Origin of the sequence: Devosia submarina, assembly GCF_003056345.1 — a bacterium.
Taxonomy (GTDB): domain Bacteria; phylum Pseudomonadota; class Alphaproteobacteria; order Rhizobiales; family Devosiaceae; genus Devosia; species Devosia submarina.
The window spans coordinates 1-2,993 of the sequence record NZ_PYWB01000025.1 but is presented as its reverse complement, the minus strand read 5'-3'; the positions used below and the strand labels follow the sequence as shown (position 1 = coordinate 2,993).

Annotated in this window: 1 pseudogene; it reads left to right on the top strand. The window is 54.5% G+C overall.

Annotated elements, in window-relative coordinates:
* Positions 1 to 2,706 precede the first annotated feature (2,706 nt).
* A pseudogene (locus tag DDE77_RS19180) lies at positions 2,707 to 2,863 on the top strand (IS3 family transposase); the annotation flags it as partial.
* Positions 2,864 to 2,993 lie beyond the last annotated feature (130 nt).

Here is a 2,993-nt window from a genome sequence, read left to right as displayed (position 1 = left end):
AAAACGTGCACCCATCGAAAGTCTTTCAACTTCCACCAGACTTAACGTCCAGCTTCCGTTCGCAAGAACCTCGCCGTCCACGTTTCTCTTTCTTCTGTCTTCACAATGTCAATGAGCTGACCCAGCACAAAGCTACGTCACGAGAGAACAAAAGCCCCTCATAAATTCTTCAAGGAACAAAGGATCGCCTCCGGTTGCCCGGCAGCCACCCTGCCCTGTCAAGAAAAACGCCAATCAGTGGGAGCCACATAAGCTCGCGTCGTCAACGTTTGGCGGATATAGGAAAGTCAGAACCGACTGTCAATACCCTTTTCTCAAGCTCCAAGATCCAAACCATAACAAGGCAAAGACCCAAAACCCGAAAACCACATCAGAAGTTTTTCAACAACCTCAGTGATTTGCTACATCAATCAGCGCCTTTCAGCGCCGCCCTCTGCAGCGGTGAGCGGGGTTCTAAGGGCGATCACTCCAAGTGTCAACACCCGATTAGGACAAAATCGACTTTTGTGTTGGAAGCCGCTTCTGAGGCCAGCGACCTAGGTAATTTGCATCATCATCGTGCCGCGCCGAGTGAGCTGCAGCAGTGGCGCGTCGGTCGTATTTCAAAATCATAGAAGTTGCTTGGGGGATTCTTCTTAGCAAAACCAGACCGCCGGCGCCGACGCAGAACCCCTGGCGGTAAAGCATCGTTATTGGCTGCATACGTATCGAACCTGATGTCCAAAAGAACGCATCATGGCTTCGTATGTGCTGAATGTACGCATAGCGCAGTTTGACGTTCAGTTGAACGCTCTACGGTTGCCACGCAACAGCTTGCGTTCAGCACTAGACGCTGCAGGTCACGAGGTACTTCTGTACGCCTCTCGCGACGAGGAACTGCCAGGGTACTATGGTACAGCACTACTCGGCGACCCAGCGCCAGACCCGCTGAACCCAAAAGTTTACCTTCTGCCACTCTTGAACATGAAAGCGCTAGCCCGTGTCGTTTCCTTGGAAGAGTTACGCGCCCTCGGAGTGGAGGAGCAACCGTTCCACATCTACGCTCATCCAATCCGCAGGGTGGGAGAGGATACGCAACTCGCATTGGTTAACGAAGGTGTTATCCTCCGTGGGTTTGGAGAAGAGGTCACAGAGCATTTTCTTGCGTCTAGCGCGGAGCAGTCACAGCGCAACTCTACTGATTATAGAGCACTTCGATTGGAAATGTTGGACCTATATGGTCCAAAGTGTGCCTTCCTGCGCCGTGGCTTCCCTAGCCTCGACGGGCATAGATATGGAATAGACGTTGGTCACCTTTGGCCACACTGGGCAGGCGGACCTGATATTATCCAGAATGTACTTCCAATGAGCAAAGGCGTAAACAATCAGTGGGACGAGGGGTTGATCAGCCTCACAAACAATGGAGACTTGCTCATTGCTCGACAAGCTGGGCAGGATACAAGATGGCTCTTCTCTAAATGCAAGAGGATCATCTTTCCAGAAGACGTAGCGCAATGGCCCGATGCCAAGTTCCTCGCACGTCATCGTGACGAGATCTTCGAGAAGGGACCGAACTACGGCCGGCAGAGGGGGCGGTAAATTTTTTCGGCTTTGCGATGGATGGCTCGTCGTTTCTACGGAGCAACGGCATGAGCTCGTTGTACCTTTAAGTGATGTTAAACTGAGGCGACTGCAGTTCCCGAGATAGGGCATCAAGCAGGGTATTTCGAAGAAAAGGACGATCCAGCATGAAGACACGCAGACGGTTTACGGCGGAGTTCAAGGCCAAGGTGGCGCTTGAGGCGTTCCGCGACGAGCGGACGAGTTAGGAACTGGCGACGAAGCACCAGCCTCACCCCCACCAGATCAGGCAGTGGTAACGACAGGCCATTGAGAACCTGGCCAAGGCTTTTGACGACAAGACGACGGATGCACAGGTCGGCCATGGGGCCGATATGACGAAGCTGCACACAAGATCGGTCAGGTCGTCGTCCGGGGTATTTTAGTCAAAGCCTTCGATCGCTGAGCCTAGATCGAAGGTGAATTATGTCGTTAGGGCTGGTGCTTCCCCTGCAAGTGGGCCCGACGGCCGACGCGCAGATTAGGCGTGTCGGCGGTTTACCGCGCACCGAAGACCTGCGAGCCGCATCCCCAGATCCCGAGGCATCTGGCGTTCGACCGGTCTGGTCAAATTTTTTGTGTGCTAACGTGACCTAATCCCCATTCAGCGTGGCTTCCTCTACCTCGTGACCATCATGAACTGGTTCAGCCGCAAGGTCATTGCCTGGCGGCTGTCGAACGATGCATGCCGACTTCTGCGTCGTTGCTCTGTAGGAGGCAATCGCCCGGCGCGGCAAGCCCGAGATCTTCAACACCGATCAGGGTTCGTAGTTCACTAGCTTTACCTTCACCGTAACGGTGATCGATGCGGCATCCGCATCTCCACGAACGGTGGCGCCCCCTGAATAGACAACGCCCTTATTGTCGAGCGGCTATGGCGCAGTCTCAAGTTATGCGTACGTTTTCCTCAACGCCTTCAAGACGGGCAGCGAGGCTCGGTTAGGCATCAGGTACTGGATTGACGACCTCAAGGAGCGACTTCCGCGTTCGACCTACGGCTGCAGAACACCCGAGGAGGTCTATGCTGCGGCGGAAATAACGGGCGGCGTGGAGACCGACTTGATCCACGTTAGCCGGACGCCAAAACTGTCGTACCAAGCGGGACCACCTCATGCGTATAGTGGCAAGCCATCGGTAACGTCGACAGCACCTTGGCGCGGCAGTTTGACGTCCATGCGCCGGACACCGCCAGGGTGACTGACATCACCTATGTCAAGACCATGGAGGCTTTGCCTGTCTGGCCTTGGTCATCGACTTGGCCTCCTGCTGGAGCGCACCCTATTTTGACCGGACATGTGGCATAGCTGATAAGGCATAGGCATACGCCTATGAGTACGACTATGTCCAAGAGTGCCGATGAGCCGTTTCGACGGGTCGAAGTGATTACTTCCGTG